The 21,431-nt window shown below is 64.7% G+C and carries 22 protein-coding genes and 1 pseudogene; 10 read left to right on the forward strand and 13 right to left on the reverse strand.

Translation table 11 applies throughout. The features are described from left to right. The first annotated feature begins 144 nt into the window (after positions 1-144). Entirely contained in the window at positions 145-651 is a 507-nt protein-coding gene (locus AC72UB_RS02960; RefSeq protein WP_463290861.1) for a peptidoglycan-binding domain-containing protein, read from the forward strand. A gap of 26 nt (positions 652-677) precedes the next feature. On the opposite strand, the gene AC72UB_RS02965 is transcribed toward AC72UB_RS02960, so the two are convergent. From AC72UB_RS02965 to AC72UB_RS02990, 6 genes and pseudogenes are all read right to left on the reverse strand, one after another. Continuing rightward, positions 678-1,919 carry a trans-sulfuration enzyme family protein gene (locus AC72UB_RS02965; RefSeq protein WP_505188449.1) on the reverse strand — a complete coding sequence of 414 codons (1,242 nt, stop codon included), beginning with the start codon at positions 1,917-1,919 and terminating at the stop codon, positions 678-680. A gap of 155 nt (positions 1,920-2,074) precedes the next feature. Continuing rightward, the gene (locus tag AC72UB_RS02970) at positions 2,075-2,554 is read right to left on the reverse strand and encodes an Hsp20 family protein (RefSeq protein WP_463290859.1); all 480 of its coding nucleotides are present in this window, start codon (positions 2,552-2,554) and stop codon (positions 2,075-2,077) included. Between the two features lie 228 nt (positions 2,555-2,782). Beyond that, complete coding sequence (locus tag AC72UB_RS02975) at positions 2,783-3,172, reverse strand: DUF1236 domain-containing protein (protein ID WP_505188841.1); 390 nt, start codon at positions 3,170-3,172, stop codon at positions 2,783-2,785. 15 nt (positions 3,173-3,187) lie between these two features. Then, positions 3,188-3,322: pseudogene (locus AC72UB_RS02980) on the reverse strand (SH3 domain-containing protein); the annotation flags it as partial. 346 nt (positions 3,323-3,668) lie between these two features. After that, complete coding sequence (locus AC72UB_RS02985) at positions 3,669-4,469, reverse strand: trypsin-like serine peptidase (RefSeq protein ID WP_505188450.1); 801 nt, start codon at positions 4,467-4,469, stop codon at positions 3,669-3,671. Positions 4,470-4,547: 78 nt separating this feature from the next. Further along, the gene (locus AC72UB_RS02990; RefSeq protein ID WP_463290856.1) at positions 4,548-5,102 is read right to left on the reverse strand and encodes a YqgE/AlgH family protein; all 555 of its coding nucleotides are present in this window, start codon (positions 5,100-5,102) and stop codon (positions 4,548-4,550) included. A 129-nt stretch (positions 5,103-5,231) separates the two neighbouring features. On the opposite strand from AC72UB_RS02990, the gene AC72UB_RS02995 reads away from it, so the two are divergent. Then, on the forward strand, positions 5,232-6,026 hold the full coding sequence (locus AC72UB_RS02995) for a protein-disulfide reductase DsbD domain-containing protein (RefSeq protein WP_505188451.1): 795 nt from the start codon (positions 5,232-5,234) through the stop codon (positions 6,024-6,026). A gap of 54 nt (positions 6,027-6,080) precedes the next feature. Here the strand turns inward: AC72UB_RS02995 and AC72UB_RS03000 are convergent, their stop codons facing one another. Next, complete coding sequence (locus AC72UB_RS03000) at positions 6,081-6,896, reverse strand: uracil-DNA glycosylase (RefSeq protein ID WP_505188452.1); 816 nt, start codon at positions 6,894-6,896, stop codon at positions 6,081-6,083. Positions 6,897-6,995: 99 nt separating this feature from the next. Between AC72UB_RS03000 and AC72UB_RS03005 the strand changes: the two genes are divergently transcribed. The 4 genes from AC72UB_RS03005 to plsY all read left to right on the forward strand — a co-directional run bounded on the left by AC72UB_RS03005 (position 6,996) and on the right by plsY (position 10,469). Further along, positions 6,996-7,961 carry an aspartate carbamoyltransferase catalytic subunit gene (locus tag AC72UB_RS03005; protein WP_463290853.1) on the forward strand — a complete coding sequence of 322 codons (966 nt, stop codon included), beginning with the start codon at positions 6,996-6,998 and terminating at the stop codon, positions 7,959-7,961. A 12-nt stretch (positions 7,962-7,973) separates the two neighbouring features. Then, positions 7,974-8,426 (forward strand): hypothetical protein, encoded by a 453-nt coding sequence (locus AC72UB_RS03010; RefSeq protein WP_505188453.1) that lies wholly within the window; start codon positions 7,974-7,976, stop codon positions 8,424-8,426. 165 nt (positions 8,427-8,591) lie between these two features. Beyond that, positions 8,592-9,860 carry a dihydroorotase gene (pyrC, locus tag AC72UB_RS03015; protein ID WP_505188454.1) on the forward strand — a complete coding sequence of 423 codons (1,269 nt, stop codon included), beginning with the start codon at positions 8,592-8,594 and terminating at the stop codon, positions 9,858-9,860. Continuing rightward, positions 9,861-10,469 (forward strand): glycerol-3-phosphate 1-O-acyltransferase PlsY, encoded by a 609-nt coding sequence (gene plsY, locus AC72UB_RS03020; protein ID WP_505188455.1) that lies wholly within the window; start codon positions 9,861-9,863, stop codon positions 10,467-10,469. A gap of 34 nt (positions 10,470-10,503) precedes the next feature. Here plsY and AC72UB_RS03025 read toward each other — a convergent pair whose 3' ends face one another. The 3 genes from AC72UB_RS03025 to AC72UB_RS03035 form a co-directional block, all read right to left on the reverse strand. After that, on the reverse strand, positions 10,504-11,850 hold the full coding sequence (locus AC72UB_RS03025; protein ID WP_505188456.1) for a glutamate--cysteine ligase: 1,347 nt from the start codon (positions 11,848-11,850) through the stop codon (positions 10,504-10,506). A gap of 162 nt (positions 11,851-12,012) precedes the next feature. Then, entirely contained in the window at positions 12,013-12,558 is a 546-nt protein-coding gene (locus tag AC72UB_RS03030) for a hypothetical protein (protein WP_505188457.1), read from the reverse strand. Then, complete coding sequence (locus AC72UB_RS03035) at positions 12,555-13,280, reverse strand: 16S rRNA (uracil(1498)-N(3))-methyltransferase (RefSeq protein ID WP_505188458.1); 726 nt, start codon at positions 13,278-13,280, stop codon at positions 12,555-12,557. The genes AC72UB_RS03030 and AC72UB_RS03035 overlap by 4 nt, the downstream gene beginning before the upstream one ends. A 12-nt stretch (positions 13,281-13,292) precedes the next feature. On the opposite strand from AC72UB_RS03035, the gene ubiA reads away from it, so the two are divergent. From ubiA to argE, 4 genes are all read left to right on the forward strand, one after another. Next, positions 13,293-14,267, forward strand: a complete 975-nt coding sequence (gene ubiA / locus AC72UB_RS03040) for a 4-hydroxybenzoate octaprenyltransferase (protein WP_505188459.1) — start codon at positions 13,293-13,295, stop codon at positions 14,265-14,267. A 12-nt stretch (positions 14,268-14,279) separates the two neighbouring features. Continuing rightward, entirely contained in the window at positions 14,280-16,316 is a 2,037-nt protein-coding gene (locus AC72UB_RS03045) for an OmpA family protein (protein WP_505188460.1), read from the forward strand. Between the two features lie 28 nt (positions 16,317-16,344). Then, on the forward strand, positions 16,345-16,674 hold the full coding sequence (locus AC72UB_RS03050) for a mediator of RNA polymerase II transcription subunit 21 (protein WP_505188461.1): 330 nt from the start codon (positions 16,345-16,347) through the stop codon (positions 16,672-16,674). An 89-nt stretch (positions 16,675-16,763) separates the two neighbouring features. Further along, positions 16,764-17,918, forward strand: a complete 1,155-nt coding sequence (gene argE / locus AC72UB_RS03055) for an acetylornithine deacetylase (protein ID WP_505188462.1) — start codon at positions 16,764-16,766, stop codon at positions 17,916-17,918. 215 nt (positions 17,919-18,133) lie between these two features. Here argE and AC72UB_RS03060 read toward each other — a convergent pair whose 3' ends face one another. The 3 genes from AC72UB_RS03060 to AC72UB_RS03070 form a co-directional block, all read right to left on the reverse strand. Next, the gene (locus AC72UB_RS03060; protein ID WP_505188463.1) at positions 18,134-19,171 is read right to left on the reverse strand and encodes a YcjF family protein; all 1,038 of its coding nucleotides are present in this window, start codon (positions 19,169-19,171) and stop codon (positions 18,134-18,136) included. Continuing rightward, positions 19,168-20,589 carry a YcjX family GTP-binding protein gene (locus AC72UB_RS03065; protein ID WP_505188464.1) on the reverse strand — a complete coding sequence of 474 codons (1,422 nt, stop codon included), beginning with the start codon at positions 20,587-20,589 and terminating at the stop codon, positions 19,168-19,170. The genes AC72UB_RS03060 and AC72UB_RS03065 overlap by 4 nt, the downstream gene beginning before the upstream one ends. Before the next feature lie 62 nt (positions 20,590-20,651). Then, complete coding sequence (locus AC72UB_RS03070; RefSeq protein ID WP_505188465.1) at positions 20,652-21,362, reverse strand: tellurite resistance TerB family protein; 711 nt, start codon at positions 21,360-21,362, stop codon at positions 20,652-20,654. Positions 21,363-21,431: the final 69 nt, after the last annotated feature.

Consider the following 21,431-nt stretch of genomic DNA (forward strand, 5'->3'; position numbering starts at 1 on the left):
ACGCAGGTTTAGGGCGCATTTTGCGCCGGTTATCCCCTAGCAAAGCGGCGATTTTGCCTAGCGGGCAGTTTGCCGCGCATCCTTTGGTCATCACGCGGCTGTCGGGCCAAACCCCGAACGCCCAGAACCGAAAGGATGACCGAAATGCTGCCAAAGCTTCACACCGCCGTTGTCACCACTGTGACCGCCCTCTCCATCGCCCTTGGCGCGGCCGCCCCCGCCGCCGCGTGGGGCCAGCGCGAGCAGGACACGCTGAAAGGGGCCGTGGGGGCGCTGGTCTTGAAGGCGATCATTGATGATGCCCGCCGCGACCGGGCGCCGATCTATCATGAGCCGCCCGCGCCGGTGTACCGCGTCGTGCCGGATGAGCCGCGCTATTACCACGGGCAGGGCCACGTCAAACCCGTGCATCAGGCGCAATCGATCTACCGCACGCCCTTGGCCCAAGCCTTCAACAGCTATTCCCGCGCCGAGCGTCGCTTGATCCAGCGCCGGTTGGCACAGTGGGGCTATTACCGGGGTGGTGTCGACGGGTCTTTCGGGCCCGGCACCTATTCGGCAGTGGTCGCCTATGCCCGCGACGAAGGGCAGGCGCGCAATCTTGGCACGACTGCAGGGGCCTTTGGCGTCTATGATGGGCTAATCTACTAAGCCACCGCTTGGGCGCGCTTTGGGGTCTATCCCAAGGCGCGCGCGAGGTCTTCGATCAGATCCTCGGGGTCCTCCAGCCCAACCGACAGGCGGAACAGACCGTCACCCGCCCAATCGCGATAGCGCGCAAGGGATGGGCCTTGCATGCGGAAGGTCGAGGTCTGGATATCCTCGGTCGGGATCAGCACGCAGAGAGACCGCTGGTGACCCAGAGAAAAGGCATAGTGGATGATCTGCAACCGGTCGGCCAACTGGTGCGACATGGCCTGCGGGTCTGCGGTCTGAAAGGCAATCATGCCGCCCGGCAGCGCCATTTGCGCCTGTGCCAGCGCATGCTGGGGGTGGCTGGGCAGGCCGGGATAAATCACGCGGGTGACCGCCGGATGCGCCTCAAGCCAGCCCGCCAGACGCTGGGCATTGGCCGAGGCGGTGCGGATGCGGGGGTAAAGCGTGTCCAGACCCCGCAGGATGAGCCATGCGTTATTCGCCGCAAGCGTGGCCCCCAGATACACCCCCGACCGCGCCCGCAAGGCCGAGATCAGCTCTTTGCGCCCGATCACAGCGCCCCCCAAGGCGTCGCCGTGGCCGTTCATGAACTTGGTCAGCGAATGGATCACCAGATCCACCCCCAGATCAAGCGGCCGGGTGATGACGGGGGTGGCCAGCGTGCTGTCCACCGACACAAGCGCGCCCGCCTCATGGGCAAGGGCGGCAAGTGCGGCCAGATCGGTCAGCCGCAGGATCGGGTTACAGGGGCTTTCGGCGTGGATGAGCCGGGTATTGGGCCTGAGTGCTGCGCGGGTGGCCTCAAGGTCAGAGAGGTTGACCGGGGTCACCTGAATGCCAAAGTCGGGCAGGATGCGGGTGGCAAGCTCAAACGCCCCGGCATAGCAGACCTCGGATACGATCAGATGATCGCCCGATTTCAACAGGCCAAGGAAGGTGGCGGCAATCGCGGCCACGCCGGTGGCGGTGGTCAGCGCATCCTCGGCCCCCTCAAGGGCTGCCAGCCGCGCCTCCAGCGCGCGGGTGGTGGGGTTGGTCCAGCGGGCGTAAAGAAAGGGCAAGTCGGCAAGGTCCGCGCCTTCGGCCGAAAACCCAGCCGAGCCGGGCGCAAAGACATTGTTCACCGACATCGAGATATCGGGCTGGATCGCCCCGGTCACCGGATTGGGCATCAGCCCGCCGTTCAGCGCCGCGGTGGCAGGTCGCAAGGCGGGGGCGGTCTTGCGGGGTTTGGCGGGTTCTGGTTTTTGGAAAAGTTCCATCGGTGGCCCCTATGTCGAATGATCTTCTTTTGACCAGTTCGGCGGAAAAAGAAAAATCGCGCCTCGTCGGCCTTGGGCCGCTCATCGCTGGGGGCCATGTGAAACGGCCCAGAGCAGGCTGCCCCGGGCCGCTTGTCTTCGGTCTTGTAGGTCGATCAGACCTGAACGGTTTCAACCGTCTTGCCTTCGATGGCCGGGGTCTCGGCGGTGCCAAGGCGGCTGATCTCAATCCGGCGGGGCTTCATCGCCTCGGGGACTTCGCGCAAGAGATCAATGTGCAACATGCCATGCTCATGCACAGCACCCGACACTTTCACATGATCGGCCAGCGCAAAGCGGCGCTCAAAGGCGCGGGTGGCGATGCCGCGGTGAAGATAGGTTTTCTCACCCGTCTCGGGGGCCTTACGGGCCGTCACGACAAGGCCGGCATCCTTAACCTCAACCGACAACTCATCGGGGGTAAAGCCCGCGACTGCGATCGAGATGCGATAGGTGTCTTCCGCAGTTTTTTCGATGTTGTAGGGCGGGTAGGTGGGCTGGGCCACATCGGCGGTCAGCGCACGGTCCATCAGGTCGGCAATCCGGTCAAAGCCGACGGTTGCACGGTACAGGGGGGCAAAATCAAAGCTACGCATGGTCATCCTCCTAGAGCGATGTTCAAAGCGTCCGCCCCGAAACCGGGCACGGACAGATGCATTGCCCCGGCCCATCATGGCACCGGGGACATTGCAGATGTGGGAAGGGGTTTGGCGGGTTTCAAGAGGGGCCAAGACCCCTTGGCCTAAGCCGGATGCGCCATGGCCAGCCGACCCTTTGCTCGGGATCGGCTGGCCATGCTTGGGTGTCAAAGCGGCTGCTTTGGGTCAGCGGACGATATACACCACCCGGCGGGTTGCGCGTTCAATCAGGACGGGCAGGCCGTTGATATAGGCATAGTAATAGTCGCTGTCGGGAACTTCGGTAAGGATAACAGGTTCAGGAACACCCGCGCCCACGACGACTTCGCCATCCAGATAGATGGGGTCAAGCGGGTTGCTGCGCACATAGGTCGTGATGGTCTCGGGCGGGGTGACCGCGGCTGCGGTTGACGCGCCGATGGCCGCGCCCACAAGGGCCCCGACCGGACCGCCGACAACGGCACCTGCCACCGCTCCGGCCACGCCACCGCCAACGGCGGCATCTGCGGTTTCGTCATAGGTGATGGTCTGGACCGCCAGCCGTTCGCGGTGCACCACGATTGGCTGTTCGACCATGGCCGTCAGATAATCGCCCGAGGCCCAGCCGCTGACCCCGTCATAGGTGACGCGGCACCAATTGGCAGCTTCAAGGCAACCGTCGACCATTACGCTTTGCGTGGCCGGAATCACGGACACAATGGGATAGGTGGTGTTCGGGCCAGCCCGGAGGTTGAGATCGGTCCAAGCGGTTGCCGGGGTTTCTGCTTAGGCGGAGGTGGCAAGCACCAGACAGGCGGTGGTGCAACCTAGGATGTATTTCATGGTCATCTGAATGTCCTTTTCTGACCCGTGCCCGCATTTGGGGGCACCAAAACGCATGGCCAGACGGGGCTTGCCCGCCTTGTGGCGTTTGTGGTGTGCGGGGTTGGGCCTTGGGGTGAGCAGCGTTTCGGGCCCCGGTTTTTGTGATACCCGAATGCGCTGCAACCTTTGCTGATGCACATCAGCAAGCAGGCGCTTTCTTGGGGCAGGTGCGAAACCGGTCTGGCTGGAGGGCGCAGGTGTGTTTGCGCTAGGGCGTCACAAACTTGGCCCCACTGGCCTGACCGCCCGACAAGACGCGCACCTTGGCGGACCCCAAGGTGGAGCCGTTCGACTTGGCCAATTCGGCCTGCAGAACATCCAGCGTATGGGTCAGGACCGACCCAAGCGCCACGCGCTGGCCTTCGACATCTGCCTTGGCCGAGACGACCGACACGATCTTCATCTGCCCGTCGCGCAGGGCAAAGATCGGTGCGCCGGACGATCCGAAATCGACGTCACAGGAAAACACGACGATCTCGGGGGCGCGGTCAAGGACGTGACAGGTTTCCTGCAGGCTTGGCGCCTCCGCGCGGTCTTGGGCATAGGACACCACGCCGACGGTATCGCCGCGGCCGGGGCGCACATCGGTTGCAAAGGGGGTGATCTGCGGCAGGCGGATCGGCTGATCCAGCGCGATCAGCGCCAGATCGAAGGCCACCCGGTCTAGGCTTTCGGCCCCGGAATAGATGTAATCGGGATGCGGGACCGAGGTGCGCACGCCACGATACGCCTCAGCCCGGCCATTGCGCCAACCGGCAAGGAATTCGATATCGCGATCATCAATCCGCGCGCCAGTGTCCTTGTCATAAAGACAATGCGCCGCGGTCAGCACCAGATCAGGGGCGATCAGCGCGCCCGTGCAAAACCCACGCGCGCCAAGGTTCAACCGTCCCACCGCCTGCCAGTCTTGCCCGGCATCCGAGGTTTCAAGGCTGATCAGGCGGCTTTCCTCGGCCCGAACGGGACACGCAAGGCCGACAAGCAGGGCAATGAAAAGGGCAGCGCGCATCGGGAACTTTTTCAATGAATTCAGTCAAGTTTTTAGGCGGTCAATATGTCAAATCTTGGGCGGCTTGGCCGCCGCAGGTCAGGCCCGGCCAGAGGTTGGCGACAGGCTGATGGGGTCAATCCCCATGCCGCGCAGCGCCCCGGTCCATTTGGCGCTGTCATCCTCGGCAAAGACCAAGGCGGCATCCGCTTCGGCGGTCAGCCAGTCATTGCGGGCAATCTCGGCCTCCAGCTGACCCGGCCCCCAGCCCGAATAGCCCAAGGCCAGAAGCGCGCGGTGCGGGCCGGTGCCACGAGCTAGCGCCTCCAGCACGTCCAGCGTCGCCGTCATGCCATAGCCGCCCTCGATCTTCATGGTCGCCGCGCCGCCACGATAATCGCGGCTGTGCAGGACAAAACCGCGCCCGCGTTCGACCGGGCCGCCGAAATGCACCGCGATGTCGCGGCCTTCGGGGGCGCGGGGAATCTTCAGGTGGTCCAAGAGGCCGCCAAAGGTGACCTCTTCCACGCGCTTGTTCACGATGAGGCCCATCGCACCCTCATCCGAATGGGCGCAGATCAGGATGACGCTTCTTTCAAAGCGCGGGTCGCCCATGCCGGGCATGGCCACAAGGAACTTGCCGGTCAGTTGCATCGATTCGACACCCAAAGCCCACCGCACGACTGTGGGCCTGCGGCGCAGTGGTCTCAAGTGCCAGTTTGTTGCATAGGGCTGACCGGAACGTGATTTCCAATATGGGCGGGCTTGCCTAAATAAGGTGGTATGAAAACCGCCACCCTTTTCCTTGCCGCGACCATTGCCCTGCCAGCCCATGGCATGACGCAGGATGAACTGTTGCAGGCCAACCTTTTGCCGGGTTGGCGGATGGACAGTGGGCATCACATGGCCGGGCTGTCCTTGGCGCTTGCGCCGGGGTGGAAGACCTATTGGCGCAGCCCCGGCGAGGCGGGAATTCCGCCGGAATTCGATTGGTCAGGGTCGCAGAACGTGAAAGCGGTCTATGTGCATTGGCCAAGCCCGGTGGTGTTTCACACCAACGGCATGCAAACCGTGGGCTATGATGGCGGCGTGATCCTGCCGCTGGAGGTGGTGCCAGAGGTGCCGGGCCAGCCGGTGGTTTTGCGCGCGCGCGTCGGTATGGGCATTTGCAAAGACATCTGCATGCCCGCCGAGGTGTTGGTTGCGGCTGATCTGGTGGCGCCGGGCGCTGATCCGGGCGGCATTCGCACCGCGCTGAAGGCCCAGCCAGCGAGTGCGGCGCAGGCTGGGGTGGGCCGTGTCACCTGCGCGGTCGAGCCGATCGCCGACGGGCTACGCCTGACCGCAACGGTCGAGATTGCGGCGCAAAGCGGCGAAGAGGCGGTGGTGATGGAGCCTGCCGACCGGTCCATCTGGGTGGGTGAGGCGGTGACCTCACGTCAAGGCGGCACCCTGACCTCGGTGGCCGAGATGGTGGCCGCGACCGGCGCACCCTTTGCGCTGGACCGCTCAGGGCTGCGGCTCACGGTCTTGGGTGGCGCACGTGCCGTTCAGATTGAGGGTTGCCCCGCGCCGTAAGGCGCAAGGAGGGGTAGCGCCGTAAGGCGCAGAGATCGTCCCTGCTCCAAGGGTTTAGTTCTTCGCCCTGATCCGCGATTGCAGCGACAAAAGATCCGCCCAAGCCTCACGTTTCGCAATCGGATTGCGTAAGAGATAGGCCGGGTGGACCATGGGCAGCATGGGCCTGTCCAAGGCCGAGGTCCAGGTGCCACGGGCGCGCATCACGCCCTTTTGCCCGGTCAGCGCGTAAAGCGGCGTATTGCCCATAACCACGATCACCCGGGGGTTCATCAACGCGATATGGCGCTCGACAAAGGGGCGCATCATGGCGATTTCGGCAGGTTCGGGGTCACGGTTGCCGGGCGGACGCCACGGCAGAACGTTGGTGATATAGATCGCGCGCTCAGGCTCAGCCGCACCTCGCGACAGGCCGATGGCGGCAAACATCCGGTCCAGAAGCTGGCCCGCAGCGCCGACAAAGGGGCGGCCTTCGATATCCTCATCCCGGCCCGGTGCCTCGCCCAAGATCAGCACATGGGCCTCAGGGTTGCCATCGGCAAAGACCGTGTTTCGCGCGCCCTTTTTCAGATCGCAAAGATCAAAACCCGCAATGATCTCGCGCAGTTCGGGCAAAGATGTGGCGCGCGCCGCCGCGACGCGAGCCGCTTCGACGGCATCCACTTGCGGTTGGACAGGTGCAGGGGCCGGGGCGGCACGAGGGGCCGCAGCCACCGTGGCCACCGCCGCAGGCGCGCGCGTCGTTTCGGGCAGGTCATAGCGGTTGACCGGGGCTTCGCTGATGACCTCATCAACGCCAATCTCGACATGCCAGGCCAATGCCGCCAGACTTGCGTGCCAATCGCCTGCAATGTCGTCTCTGATTCCCATGCCCAGACCCTAGGCCGGGGGGCGTTTTCCCACAACCCGGCTTGCCGCCTGCCCATGGGCTTTCTATAAGCCGGGCAACACATGCCTTGGGGGATGCCAATGACCACCTTCCGCGCCCGTCATCTTCTTGGCATCGAGCAGTTGTCCCCCGCCGAAATCACCACGGTTCTGGATCTCGCCGATCGCTATGTCGATCTGAACCGCCGCACCGTCAAACAATCTGACGCTTTGGCCGGTCTGACGCAGATCAACATGTTCTTTGAAAACTCCACCCGCACGCAGGCCAGTTTTGAACTGGCGGGCAAGCGGCTGGGGGCGGATGTGATGAACATGTCGGTGGCCTCCTCCTCGGTGAAAAAGGGCGAGACGCTGATTGATACCGCCATGACGCTTAACGCGATGCACCCCGATCTTTTGGTGGTGCGGCACGGGGCGTCGGGCGCGGTCAACCTTCTGGCGCAGAAGGTGGATTGCGCGGTTCTGAATGCGGGCGATGGGCGGCACGAACACCCGACGCAGGCGCTTTTGGATGCCCTGACCATCCGTCGGGCAAAGGGCCGCATCCAGCGGCTGACCGTGGCAATCTGTGGCGATATCGCCCACAGCCGCGTGGCGCGCTCGAACCTGATCCTTCTGAACAAGATGGAAAACCGCATCCGCCTGATCGCGCCGCCCACCCTGATGCCCGCTGGTGTGGGCGAGTTTGGCTGCGAGCTTTACGACGACATGCGCGCAGGGCTGGAAGGCGCGGATGTGGTGATGATGCTGCGCCTTCAGAAGGAACGCATGGACGGCGGGTTCATCCCGTCCGAACGCGAGTATTACCACCGCTATGGGCTGGACGCTGAAAAGCTGTCCTTCGCCAAGCCCGATGCGATCGTGATGCATCCGGGGCCAATGAACCGGGGGGTCGAGATTGACGGCGAGATTGCCGACGACATCAACCGCAGCGTCATTCAAGAGCAGGTCGAGATGGGCGTGGCCGTGCGCATGGCCTGCATGGACCTTCTGGCACGCAACCTGAGGGCCGAGCGTGGCGCCAAGGCCGCCGGGGTGATGGTGTGAGGGGGCGGCGCAATGGCTGAGATCACCCGTGATCCAATCCTTGGCCGCGAGGTCCATCTGGACCAAGATGAGACGCTGATTGCCGTGTTCCGTGCCGATCCGGCTGGCTATTGGCGCAGCCATGTCATCATGGCGCTGGTGGCGGGTGTGATTGCCGGCGCGGCGCTGGTCTACGGCGGCAACACGGCCCCTTGGGTCGGCCCTGTGGCGGCCGTGCTGGCCATCGGCCTGCGCGCGGCCTACCTCAGATCCGAAGCCTTGGCCGAGGACTGGAAGCTGACAAACCGGCGGCTGATTGGGCCGGGTGGGCGGATTGTGCCGCTGTCGTCCCTCAAGCTGGCGCGTCCTTTTTTGGGCGCGGTGCAGCTCGTGACACAAGGCGGCGACAAGCATCTTATCAAGTATCAGGCAAATCCTGCGGCGACCGTCGCGGCGATTGAGCAGGCGAAGGCAGGCAAAAGATGACCCCCGATCCAGACCGCAAACCAACCAAACAAGAAATGCGCGCGGGCGGCATGGTGGCCACCGCTGTGCTGGTGTTTCTGGGGCTGTTCACCCTTGCCGTTGTGTGGATGAGTTGACCGATGATCCTGATTTCCGCCTCTCAGCGACCTTCCGGAAGGGCCTGATATGATCCTGCAGTTCGAAAACGCCCGCCTGATCGACCCCGAGGCTGGGGTCGAGGCCCTTGGGTCACTCACCGTTGAGGGCGGGCAAATCGTGGCCCGCGATGCCGCGGCACCAAAAGGGGCTAGGCTGATCGACTGCGGCGGCCAATGCCTTGCGCCCGGCATGGTGGATTGGGGCGTCAAGATTGGCGAGCCGGGCGAGCGGCACAAGGAAAGCTTCCGCTCGGCCGGGCTTGCGGCGGCGGCGGGGGGCGTGACGACGATCATCGCCCGGCCCGATACCACCCCGGCGATCGACACCCCCGAGACGTTGGAATTCGTGACCCGCCGCGCAGGCGAGGCCCCGGTTCATATCCGCCACATGGCCGCGCTGACCAAAGGGCGCATGGGCCGCGAGATGACCGAGATCGGGTTTCTTCTGGACGCAGGCGCGATTGCGTTTTCCGATGTCTTCCATGTGGCGGAAAACACCAAGTCCCTGTCGCGGGCGATGACCTATGCTCGCTCGTTGGGCGCACTGATTGTCGGGCATCCGCAGGAACCGGGGCTGACGGCAGGCGCTTCGGCCACCTCTGGCAAGTTCGCCTCGCTGCGCGGCCTGCCCGGTGTGTCGCCCATGGCGGAACGGATCGGGCTGGACCGCGATCTTGCGCTGGTCGAAATGACCGGCGCGCGCTGGCATGTTGATCAGGTGACCACGGCGCGCAGCCTTCCCGCGCTGACCCGCGCCAAAGAGGCGGGTCTGGATGTGACCGCGGGCATCTCCATTCACCATCTGACGCTGAACGAATTTGACGTGGGCGATTATCGCACCTTCTTCAAGTTCACACCACCCTTGCGGTCGGAGGAGGACCGGCTGGCCATGGTGCAGGCGGTGGCCGATGGGGTGATTGATGTGATCGGCAGTTTCCACACCCCGGCGGATGAGGAATCCAAACGCCTGCCCTTTGAAGAGGCGGCCTCAGGCGCGGTGGGGCTGCAAACGCTGCTCCCGGCGGCGCTGCGGTTGTATCACGCGGGGCATCTTGATCTGCCGATGCTGTTCCAGGCACTGGCCCTGAACCCCGCGCGGCGGCTGGGCTTGCCGCAGGGGCGGCTTGCGGTGGGTGCCCCGGCGGATCTGGTGCTCTTCAGCCCCGACACGCCCTTTGTGCTGGACCGCTTTTCGCTTTTGTCCAAATCCAAGAACACGCCCTTTGACGGCGCGCGGCTCGAGGGTAAGGTGCTGGCAACCTATGTCGCTGGCCAACAGGTATATGAGGCGCGCTGAATGCCCGAGATTGTCACCTCTCCGGTCTTGCTGATCCTTGTCGGGGTCTTGGGCTATCTGTTGGGGTCGGTGCCGTTTGGCATTGTGATCACCCGCGCGCTGGGCTTGGGCGATTTGCGCGCCATTGGCTCGGGCAATATTGGCGCGACCAATGTCTTGCGCACGGGGCATAAGGGGGCGGCACTGGCGACCCTTTTGCTGGATGCGGGCAAGGGGGCGATTGCGGTCTTGATCGCGCGATTTGCTGTGGGCGAGGATGCAGCACAGGTGGCGGGCGGCATGGCCTTCTTGGGCCATCTCTTCCCGGTCTGGCTGGGCTTCAAGGGTGGCAAGGGCGTGGCGACCTTTCTCGGCACGCTGATCGCGCTGGCATGGCCCGTCGGCCTCGCGGCCTGCGCCACATGGGCGGTCACTGCGGCCATCACGCGCATCTCGTCGCTTTCGGCGCTGGTCGCGGCGGCGCTGTCGGGCCTATGGTGCTTTGTGTTCAGCCGCGGTGATCTGCTGATCCTGACCTTTGCCCTGATGGTGCTGGTCTACATCCGCCACTGGCCCAACCTGCAGCGCGTCAAAGCCGGGACCGAGCCGAAAATCGGGCAAAAGAGCTAAGCGGGATACGTGCCCGGCGGGGCCGGGCGCTGGGTTACAGGCTCGCCGCCTCATAGATGCGGCTCAAATCCCCGCCCCAGTCCCCGTTGTAAAGATCAAGCCAGCGGTCGGCCTGCACCCGTCCGGCCTTCAGCGAGGTGACGAGCGGTGCAAGGTAGGTTTCTTCCCCCAGCCCCCGCGCTGCCAACCCGGCATGCGACAGCCCCACCGCAGCGCGTGCCAGATCGGCCAGCTTCACGCCATTCGCCTCACCCTGCAGGGCGGACACTGAGGCGGCCACGCGCAAGCCCTCGCGGGTGTCGGCATCAAGGCCCTTGACCAGATCCCACGCGGCATCGAGCGCGGTTTGGTCATACATCAGCCCCACCCAAAAGGCCGGGAGCGCGTTGATATGGGCCTGATCGCCACAATCCGCGCCCCGCATTTCAATGTATTTCTTGACCCGCGCCTCGGGGAACACGGTCGTCATGTGGTCGGCCCAATCCGACAGCGTCGGCTTCTCCCCCGGCAGAGCGGGCAACTCGCCCTTCAGGAAATTGCGGAAGGATTGGCCAAGGGCGTTGATGTATGCGCCGTCGCGGTAGACGAAATACATCGGCACGTCCAAAACCCAATCTACATAGCGCTGAAAGCCCATGCCCTCTTCGAACGCCCAAGGCAGCATGCCGGTGCGGGTGGCATCCAGATCGCGCCAGATGCGGCTGCGCCACGACTTGTGGCCATTGGGCTTGCCATCAAAGAAGGGCGAGGAGGCGAAAAGCGCCGTTGCCACCGGCTGCAGGGCCAAGGACACGCGCAGCTTTTTCACCATATCCGCTTCGGAGGCGTAGTCGAGGTTCACCTGCGTGGTCGAGGTGCGGTACATCATCTGCGTGCCGTGGGTGCCCACGGTTTGCATATAGCCCGTCATCAGCCGATAGCGGCCCTTGGGCATGACGGGCATGGTGTCATGACCCCATTCCGGGGCGGCACCGATGCCCATGAACCGAATGCCCAAAGGTGTCGCGATGCTGGCGACCTCATCAAAATGGGTCTGCAATTCCGCCGCCACGTCATGCATATTTGGCAAGGCCGCGCCCGACAGCTCAAACTGCCCGCCGGGTTCAAGACTGATATTCGCGCCATTGCGGGTCAGGCCAATGACATTGTCGCCCTCACGCAGGGGGGTCCAGCCATAGCGCGACTCAAGCTGTTGAAACAGCGTCGAAATCGACGCGTCTCCCGCATAGGGCAGCGGTGCGCGGGTGGCGGTGAGCCAGCCAAACTTTTCATGCTCGGTGCCAATGCGCCATTGGTCCTTGGGCTTGCAGCCCGAGGCCATATATTCGGCAAGCTGCTCAAACCGCTCGATCGGGCCACCGCCGGACTGGGGAATCGACATCTGGGGGGCCTCTCACTTCATTGCCGTCAAGGTGGATAGACCTGCGGTCCTTTGCGCCTTAAGTCAAGGCGCAGAGGGCAGGAAGTTCTGCGATCTCTGTGCTCTAATCCAGATGACAGGCTGATGACGAAGCCTTTGTCTCGCCCGCACGCACGGCACAAATCAGGCGACCAGACCCTTGCCCTTGCGGTGCCAGATCAGCACCATATCCGAGGGGCCAGAGGCCAAAAGCCCGGGGCCGCTGGCCGGGGAACTGGGCGATAGCGCGGCCAGCACGGCAGCCATATCCAGCCCCGGAAGGGCGGTGAAACCATCAAAGAGCGCCTCCGCCCCGGCGGCATCGACCGGGATCAGCAAGGCCTGACCGTCGCGCTGTTTCAACCGCCACAGGCGGCGCCCGTGCAAGGTCATCAGGCGCAGTTCGGTCAGATCGGACAGGCTGACCGCGCCGCCAAAGCTGGGCCCGAAATAGCGGACCTCGCCTTCGATCACTTCAACAAAGCCGGGGGCTGCGATGTCTTGCGCAAAGCGCATCCGACGCCAGCCCGACAGCGCCCATGCTGCGGACAAGGCCAGAACGGCAAGGCCAGCGCTCAGCGGGATCGGCCCGCTGCGGGTGGCAAGCCATAGGCCCAAAAGCGCAAGGCAGGCGGCAAGGATCACCTCACGCCAGCGGCGCAAAGCGGCCAGCGCCTCGGGGCGGATCATTGCCAATCCCCCACGGTTGATTGCCACAGAACCAGCGCGGCCAATGCCGCCGTCTCGGCCCGCAGGATGCGCGGGCCAAGGGCTAGGGGGCGCACGAAGGGCAGCGCGCGCAGACGGGTTTTTTCCTCTTCCGAAAAGCCGCCCTCAGGGCCGATCAAGATGGCCGCCGGACCCGCGATGACCGCCGCAGGCGTGGAAGAGCCTTTGGCAAGTGTTTCATCCGCCCAATGCAACGCGCGCCCCTCGGGCCAGTTTGACAGAACGCGGTCTAGCGGCTGCAGATCGTCCACCTTTGGCACAAAGGTGGCGCCGCATTGCTCGGCGGCTTCCACGGCATGGGCGGTTTGTTTGTCCACCCGCCAGCGTTCCGAATTCATGTGGCGCGTCGCCACCGGCATCAGCCGCGCCACGCCAAGCTCCACCGCTTTTTCAACGATGAAGGCGGTCCGGTCCTTTTTCACGGGCGTGAACATCAGCCACAGGTCTGGCGGCATCACTTGCGGCGCGGTTTCAGTCTGACAGACCGCAATCCCTTGCCGCTTGCCCGCCTCGACCACCTCGGCCTGCCATTCGCCGTCGCGACCGTTGAACAGCGCGACATGTGCCCAGCGCGCCAGCCGCATCACATTGAACAGGTAATTCGCAGCCTCTGGCCCTAGGGCCACGGCTTGCCCCGTGCCCAAGGGCTGATCTACATACAGGCGGACCTTTGGCTTTTCCATGAAAGTGACCCTATGACCGAGCCGCAGAAAATGCCAGAGGCTGCCAACCTCACGGCTGCCGCCCCAGTTGCCGACGCTCCCAAGGGCAATTGGGTGGATCGCTTTGCGCCCGCGCCTTGGGTGCCCTACCTGCGCCTCAGCCGGGCAGATCGCCCGATCGGGACCTGGCTTTTGTATACTCCCTGCCTCTGGGGTGTAGCGCTTGCCGCCATGGCCGACAGTTTCCGGCTCTGGGATCTGTGGATTGTGCTGTCCTGTGGACTCGGGGCCTTCCTGATGCGCGGGGCAGGGTGCACGTGGAATGACATCACCGACCGCGACTTTGACGCGGCGGTGACGCGCACCCGCTCGCGGCCGATTCCCTCGGGGCAGGTGACGGTAAGGGCGGCGCTGGTGTGGATGGTGGCGCAGGCGCTGTTCGCGGCGCTGATCCTGTTCAGCTATAACTGGCTGGCGATCGGGCTGGGGATCGCCTCGCTCGTGCTGGTGCTCATCTACCCCTTTGCCAAGCGCTTCACGTGGTGGCCACAGGTGTTCTTGGGCTTGGCCTTCAACTGGGGCGCGGTTTTGGCCTATGCGGCTCATGCTGGCCATGTCGGGCTCCCCGCCCTCTTTCTTTATGCCGCCGGGATCAGTTGGACGCTCTATTACGACACGATCTATGCCCATCAGGACAAAGAGGATGATGCGTTGATCGGGGTCAAATCCACCGCGCGGCTCTTTGGCACGCGGTCGCGCCAGTGGCTCTGGGGCTTTGCAATGTTGACCATGGTGCTGGCCAGTGCCGCGATTGTCACCACGCCTGCAACCGGGGTCTGGCCGCCCTTGGTGGCCTTGGCGGGGGTCTGGGGCTTTGGCTGGCATCTGGCTTGGCAGATGCGGCGGCTGGATCTTGAGGATCCGACTTCCTGCATGGTGATCTTTCGGGCCAATCGGGATGCGGGCTTGGCGCTTGCGCTATTTCTTGCCGCAGCGGCGTTCCTTTGATTGATCCTGCCGATGTCGCCCGCTAAGCATTTGCAGCGCTTAAGAATGATGAATGGCCTGATCTCGGTGATAAAGCTGCCTTCCCTAAGACTGACGCCCGCTCTGGCGACGGTGATCGCCTTTGCGGCGGCGGCCTGTCTGTCGGTGCTGATCGCTTGGGCGGCGGTTCTCTTGATGGAACGGCTGGCAGAGCGGGCGGTACGGTCTGCTTTGCTGACGCAAGGGGTGACCTATGCCACCGTCAACGCCGATGGTCTGCGCATGGAACTTAGCGGCACCGCCGACACTGAGGCGCAGCGCTACAGGGCGATCAACATCGTCGGGTCGGTGATCGATGCCACCCGGATTCAGGACCTGATGGAAGTCACCCCTGTGCGGGCCGTCGAAGCGCCGCGCTTTTCGCTGGAGATCCTGCGCAATGACGATGGCATCCAGCTGATCGGTCTTTTGCCAGAGGGCGAAACCAAGGACGCGCTTTTGGCCGAGGCGGAGGCCTTGCAGCCCGACACCGAATTGCAGGACATGCTGGAAACCGCCGCCTATGCCCCGCCCGAGACGTGGGGCCCGGCGCTGGACTTTGCCCGCAAGGCGCTGGCGCTTTTGCCGCGCTCCAAGATCACCGTAGATGCCACCACGGTTCGGATCACGGCCATCGCAGCCTCGGAGGCGCAAAAGCGCAGCTTTGAGACCAGCCTCTCGGCGGGGCAGCCTGAGGGTGTGCGCGTCAGCTATGAGATTTCTGCGCCGCGCCCGGTGATCACACCCTTCACGCTGCGCTTTGTCATCGATGCGGAAGGGCCGCGCTTTGACGCCTGTTCCGCCGATACTGACCGCGCCCGCATGCGCATTGTTGCCGCCGCGACAGCAGCAGGTGCGGTGGGCCGACAAACCTGTGTGATCGGTCTGGGCGTGCCCAGCCCCTCATGGGGCGAGGCCGCAGAAATTGGGATCAAGGCCGTGGCTACGCTCAAGGCCGCAACGATCACTTTCAAGGATGCTGATGTCAGCTTGCAGGCCGCCGCATCAGTGTCGCAGGCCGAGTTTGACCGGGTGGTGGGCGAGTTGGAGGCGGATTTGCCGCCGGTCTTTTCGCTGACCGCAACGCTGGACAAGGCCGAAAACGCCACGCAGGGACCGGCCGAGTTCACCGCTGTTCTTGCGCCTGAAACGGGGCGGGTGGAACTGCGCGGTCGTTTGGCCGATGATCTGCAACGCAGCGCCGTGGACAGTTTCGCCAAAGCCGCCTTTGGCAGCACCAATGTTTATCAAGCCACCCGTCTGGATGCGGATCTGCCCGATGGCTGGCCGATCCGGGTGCTGGCAGGCCTGCAGGCCTTGGCCGAGTTGGACCATGGCAGCCTCTTGGTCCGGGCTGACACGGTGGAGGTTGGCGGTGTCACCGGTTCGCAAGGAGCGCGGGCGCGGATCGCGCAGATATTGTCGGAAAAGCTGGGGCAGGGCCAAAGCTACAAGGTAAACGTGACCTATGTCGAGGCGCTGGACCCTGTCGCGTCCGTGCCGACCCCCGACGAATGTCTTGCCGATCTCAATGGCGTTCTGGCACGGCAAAAGGTGGTGTTCCCACCGGGGTTAGCCGAGATTGATGGCAGCGCCAACAAGGTGATGGAAGCGCTGGCAAAGGTGCTTGAACGCTGTGGCGGGGTCAGAATGGAGATCGGCGGCCACACTGACGGGCAAGGCTCGGAAGAGGGCAATCGCACGCTCAGCCAGACCCGCGCCGAGGCGGTCTTGCTGGCGCTGCAGGGGCGTCAGGTGGATGTCTCGGCGCTGACGGCTGTGGGGTATGGCGAAAGCCGACCGATCGCCGACAATGAGACCGAGCTGGGGCGCGAGGCCAATCGCCGTATCGAGTTCACGCTGGTCGGCGGGGCGGTTGTCGAGGGTGCCGCTGCACCGGCCCAAGCCGCCGCTGCAGGTCCCGCTGCGTCGGTGGGGGAAGGTCCGGATTTCTCAGGTGACACCAGCCCTTCCGTTGCGCCGCAAGACAAAACCAGACGTCCCAAGCGCCGCCCCGATGCCGACCAATAGCGCCACCGCATAAGCCTAAGGTAGACCCATGAACCGCACGGAATTCATCATCGCCACGGCCTTTATCCTGCTCGCGGCCTTTGCCATGGGATGGTTCACCTATTGGCTGATGCACCGGTTTACCCGCGTATCGGGCGGTGACATGGGCGAGATGGATCGGCTGGCGCAATCGCTGCACGAGGCTGAGGAGGTGCGCGATCAGGCGATCATGTATCTCGAGCAGCGCGAGGCCGAGTTGATGAACCAGATTGCCCAGACCGAAGCCGAGCTGCGCGCCGCGATGGAAGGCTTGCGCGATGCGCGCCATGAGGCCGAAGAGATGCGCGCCTATATCGAGCGGATGCACGCCAACAGCTGACGCCGGGGCGATTTTTCGACGAAATATCAAGGCTTGGGCTTTTGTCCGGGACGGGGCTGCGCTAGCCAAGAGGTCTGAGGGAGGCCCAAATGGACATGCGCGCGATTTTTGACCGGCTGATGTGCTTTGACACGGTGTCGTCGAAGCCGAACATCGCGTTGATGCAGTTTGTGCGCGATCTTTTGGCCGATGCTGGGATTGAGGCCGTGCTGATCCCGGATCCTTTGGGCCAGAAGGCCAACCTTTACGCGACCGTCGGGCCGGCTGGTCAGGGTGGGGTCATGCTGTCGGGGCACACCGATGTGGTGCCCGTAGAAGGGCAGGCTTGGACCAAGCAACCCTTTGCGCTGACAGAGGAAAATGGCCGCTACTATGGGCGTGGGGCGGCTGACATGAAGGGGTTCTGCGCGGTGGCGATTGCCACGATGCTTGAGGCCGCCAAGCGCCCTCTGAGAACACCCCTGCATCTGGCGCTGTCCTATGACGAGGAAATTGGCTGCATGGGGGTGCGGTCTTTGGTCGAGATGCTGCAGACCGCCCCGGTGCGTCCTCGGTTCTGCATTGTGGGGGAACCCACTGGGATGCAGGTGGCGACGGGGCATAAGGGCAAGGTCGCGCTTAGGGCCATTTGCACGGGTCGTGAGGGGCATTCGGCGCTGGCGCCGATGGCGCTGAATGCGCTGCATTTGGCGGCGGATTTTGTGCAGGCGGTGCGGGCGTTGCAGGCGGATGTGGCGGCTAAGGGATTGAAAGATGGGGATTATGATGTGCCCTATTCGACGATCCATGTCGGCAAGCTAAACGGCGGCGTGCAGGTCAATATCGTGCCGAATACCGCCGTGATCGACTTTGAAATCCGGTCCGTCGCGGGTGAGGATGTGGCAGGGTTGATCGGACGCCTGCGCGATGCGGCCGAGGCGATTGTGGCCCCCTTGCGCGGCGACTATCCCGAGGCGGCGATCACAATTGAGCAGTTGTGGGATTACCCCGGCCTTGGCACGCCCTCGGATGCGGCGGTTGTCAATTTCGTCAAGGGGTTAACCGGGGCCAATGGCACGATGAAGGTGGCTTTTGGCACCGAAGGCGGCCTGTTTGATGCCCGGTTGGGCATTCCCACGGTGATCTGCGGGCCGGGATCGATGGCGCAGGGGCACAAGCCGGATGAGTTTGTGACCGTCGAGCAGATGGCGCGCTGTGAGGCGATGATGGCGGCGCTGTTGGACCGTCTTGAGGCTGGCATTTGAGCCTGACCCCTTTCGGTGGTCTAACCTGCTGATTTTCGGGAAAAACACCGTCTGGCATCCGTCGGGTTCGCGTCTGGTCTGCGTCTGGCATCTGTCGGGACAGCGGCGTCAGGCGGTTTCGCAGCGGGGGGCTGTCTGCCCCCCGGAGGCAATTGCGGGCAATTGCCTCTCCCCCCGAGGATATTTGGACCGCATTGAAGGCGGCATTGGGGTGGTCAGCTTTGGTCTTTGGCGCGGGAGAGGAACCCGGCCAGCGCGCGGCTGATCGTGGTTGTGGTGCCGGGTTTTGGCAGGGCGGCGAAGGGGAGGGGGCGGCAGGCCTCCATCGCGGCGAGGCCGACGCGGGCGGTGAGTGCGCCGTTGACCACGCCTTCGCCAAAGCGGCGCGACAGCTTGCCCAAGATCCCGCCCGAGGCGACCGAGCCGATCAGGTCATCGGCCAAGGCCAAGGCGCCTGCGCCAAGGAGCGCGGTGAACACCCGGCGCAGAAGCGCGAGGTTGCCAAGGCTGGAGGAGCGCCCGCCGTAGATTTGGGCGAGGCGGCGGATCATGCGGAGATTGACGAAGAGCGCTGTGGCCACATCGGCCAGCGCCATGGGCACCAGCGCGGTGACCGTGGCCACCTGGCGCGCGGCAGATTCGATCTCGGCCAAGGCGGCGGTGTCGAGCGGGGCCATGAGTTCGGTTTCGGCAAGGTTGAGAAGGGCGTCGGCGTCAAACACCTCGGCCTGTTGGTCTTTCAGGCGCGCGAGGCCCCAGGCGGTTTCGGGGCGGGGGCGGTAGAGGGCTGTCAGGGCGGCAAGGATGCGGCGGGCGGCGGCGAGATCGGCGGTGCTGCGGGCGGTGATCGCTTGGGCGCGCAGCCGGTCGATGCGGGCCATGCGGGCGAAGGCGGCGGCCTCGCGCAGGGCGAGGAGGAGGAGGAGGGCCAGTGCGGCGCTGACGAGCGCGAGGGCAATCCAGCCGAGGAGGCTGTTGCGGCTGAGAAGCGAGGTCACGAAATCCCAAGCCGCGATTGAGAGGATGAAGGCGAAAAGGGTGGAGAACACCCACAGGGCGGCGCGGTTGAGGGGGGAGGCGCGGCCTGTGGTCGCGCGGGCGAGGGTCTGCATCGCGCGCCCGGTGGGGGCCGGGTCTGGAATGGTCTCGGCTTGGGCAGGATCGGCGGCGGGGGCGTCGTCCAGCTCGATCAGGCTGGGGCGTTTGAGCGGGGCAGGGTTGGTTGTGGGGTTGGTGGCGGCGGGATCGGTCACAGCTGGTCTCCGATCAGGAATTCGGCGGCGCGGTCGAGGCGGATGTGGGGTGGGCCCATGCCGGGGGCTTGGTGGCTGCGCGCAGGGGCAAAGGCCATGAGCGCGTAATCGGCATCAAGCCAGCGCGCGGCCCCGTCGCGGGCGGGGGCGAGGATGCGGGCGGGATCAGTGGGAAGTTCGCCCGGATACATCAGCGCCTGTTTGCCGCTGGAGAGAAGGCGGCCGCGCACCGCCGGGAGTTGGGTGCCGTTTTGGTCGAGCATCTCTTCCACGGTGCAGCGCAGGGAGGCCAGCGACAGGGCGGCGGTTTCGGCCCCGGCGAAATCGGCGCGGGCCTTGGCGTCGCGCAAGAGCGCCTCGGTGATGGCGGTCAGGGCGGGGTGTTGCAGGTGGTGCAGATGATCGGCCTTGGTCGCGGCAAAGAGGATCTTTTCCACCCGCCGCCCGCCGAGGATGCTGGTGAGCCAGCTGTTCTTGCCCGGGCGGAAGGCGGCCAGCACCTCGGCCATGGTGCGGCGCAGGTCTTCGACCGCTTGGGGGCCTTGGTGGATGGCGCCCAAGACATCGGCCAGCACGACCTGACGGTCGAGCTTGGCGAAATGGGAGCGGAAGAAGGGCTGCACGACGCGGGATTTATAGGCGTCAAAGCGGCGCTCCATCTCGCGCCAAAGGCAATTGCGCGGGGTTTGGGCGGGCTTTGGCAGGGGGGCAAAGGTTAGAACCGGGCTGCCGGCGAGGTCACCGGGCAAAAGGAAGCGGCCGGGGGTACAGTCGGACCAGCCGGCGGCGCGCGCCTTGTGGAGATAATCGGTGAAGGCGGCGGCGAGGGATTGGGCCATGGGTTCTTCGAGCCGGAGGCCGCCATCCTCGGCCCGGGCCTGGGCCATGAAGGCGGCGGCTTCGGGGCGTTTGGCGAGGCGGTCGAGGGTGGCTTCGGACCAGTCGGTGTAGGATTTGCCGATGAGGGCGAGGTCAAGGAGCCATTCGCCGGGGTAATCGACGATATCAAGGTGCAGGGTGCGGGGGCCGGAGAGGCCGGAAAAGAGGCCATAAGGCGCAAGGCGGAAGGAGAGCCGCAGTTCGGAGACGGCGCGGGTGGATTCTGGCCAGCGCGGATCATCCCCGGTCATGGCGGCGAGGTGGGTCTCAAAGGCGAAGCGCGGCAGGGTGACGTCGGGTTGCGGTTGCAGGTGGACCGCTTCGATGCGGTGGGCGGCGCTGAGTTGCGGCATGCGGCCCCGGTTGAGGAGGTTGGCCACAAGGCCGGTGATAAACACCGTCTTGCCCGAGCGCGACAGGCCGGTGACGCCCAGCCGCAGGGTGGGTTCGAAGAAGGCCCCCGAGACGGAGGCCATGGCGCCTTCGATCTGGCGGGTGATGCCGTCGGTGATGGCAGAGAGAACCACGGAGCGCCTCATGCTTGCCCGGTTAGGATAGGCGGGGATGGGGAGGATGCACAGCCCCCGCCTGTTGGGGCCGATCAGCGCAGGGTGCGGGCGCGGGCGTGGAGGTGGTCGACGAGGCCGGGGTCAAGGTGGAGGCGGGCGGCGAGTAGGGCGAGGTAGCCCTGTTCGGCAGCACCGTCCGGGTCGATCGCCAGCAGCGAGGCGGCGTAAATCTCGGTCGCCTGTTCCTCGCTTTGGGCAAGGGCGGCGATGGCGGCAATGTCGAGGGGGGTGTCAAGTTCGGCGGTGATGAGGTCTTGCGCCTCGGGGCCGAGGCCAAGCTGGGGTAGGGTGTCGGTGATGCGGGCGCGTTCGGTGGGGGTGATCTGGCCATCGGCCTTGGCGGCGGCGATCATCGCCTGCAAGAGGCGCTGCGAGAGGGCGTCGGCTTCGGTTTGGTCATGGGGCAGGAAAGCATCAGACGGCTGCGGCAGGGCGAGGGGGGTGTCGGGGTTGGCCTCAGCCGTGGATTTGCCGCTTTTCCAGTCTTCATAGGCTTTGAAGGCAAGCCCGCCGATCAGCGCCGCGCCGCCGATTTTTGCGCCGGTGCCGACGAGTTTGCGGGCATTGCCCGACAGGAGCATGGCCAAAAGCCCGCCTGCCACGGCACCTTTGGTGAGGGTGGATTGACCCTCCCAGGTGGTGCGGGCCTTGCCGGACAGCTGGCTGGCCATTTGGCCCATGTTCTGACCTGCGGTCAGGTCTTTGACACCGCCCAGCAGGCTGTCGAGGAGGGATTTGACCATGGCGCACCTAATCTGTTGAGACGGTTCAAAGATGGGGTGCCGGGGGCGGGGCTGCAAGCTGGGTCAGGG

The organism is Allotabrizicola aquatica (SeqCode), from assembly GCF_965194375.1.
GTDB lineage: Bacteria > Pseudomonadota > Alphaproteobacteria > Rhodobacterales > Rhodobacteraceae > Tabrizicola_A > Tabrizicola_A aquatica.